1 protein-coding gene is annotated in these 781 nt (G+C 36.4%); it reads left to right on the forward strand.

Annotated features, from left to right (window positions below; genetic code table 11):
- Nucleotides 1–781: enoyl-CoA hydratase-related protein (locus AOG54_RS04270; RefSeq protein WP_201779318.1), on the forward strand; the 781-nt coding region annotated here is incomplete at both ends.

The following is a 781-nucleotide window of genomic DNA, read 5'->3' on the forward strand; positions in this document are numbered from 1 at the left end:
TATTATTATACAGAATGCTGAAGGTTGTATCAATACTGAGAAAAATGGCGAGATTGAGATAATCAACATATATAATCAGCCAAAGAGAAATGCCCTATCAAAAAGCATACTTTTATCTATTTATAACGAATTAAATGTTGTTTCTAGGGACAAAACAATAAAAGTTGTAGTAATCAAATCAAATGGACCAGTATTTAGTTCCGGACACGATTTAAATGAGATTTTACATGGTAGTTCTGAGGATGTAATGTCATTATTTAATGCATGTGGTGATATGATGAAGTTAATAAGAAAAATACCACAGGTGGTTATTGCCTCTGTTCAGGGAATAGCAACTGCTGCAGGCTGCCAGCTTGTTGCTGCCTGTGATCTGGCAATATGTTCAGAGTCAGCCAAATTCGCCGCACCCAGAATAAGTGTCGGCTTATTTTGCAGCACACCATCGGTGTATCTTGCAAGAAATGTGCCAATTAAAAAAGCTGCCGAGCTCCTTTTTACTGCAGGTTATATGGATGCAGATGATGCCAAAAATTATGGACTTGTAAATCGTGTGTGCCCTGATGATAAATTATTTGATGAAACACTCAACTTTGCAAGAGAAATTACAAGATTTAGCCTTAACGTAATAGAGCTCGGAAAAAGGCAGTTATATAATAATATTGAAATGAACACGGAGGCGGCACTGGATTATGCCACAAATGTTATCATATATAACAGTACAATGAAGGATGCAAGGGCATATTTTGGCAATGGGGATGAATTCCATATGGCATTTAATTTT

The sequence above is a fragment of the Acidiplasma aeolicum genome (genome assembly GCF_001402945.1).
In the GTDB taxonomy this organism is placed as follows: domain Archaea; phylum Thermoplasmatota; class Thermoplasmata; order Thermoplasmatales; family Thermoplasmataceae; genus Acidiplasma; species Acidiplasma aeolicum.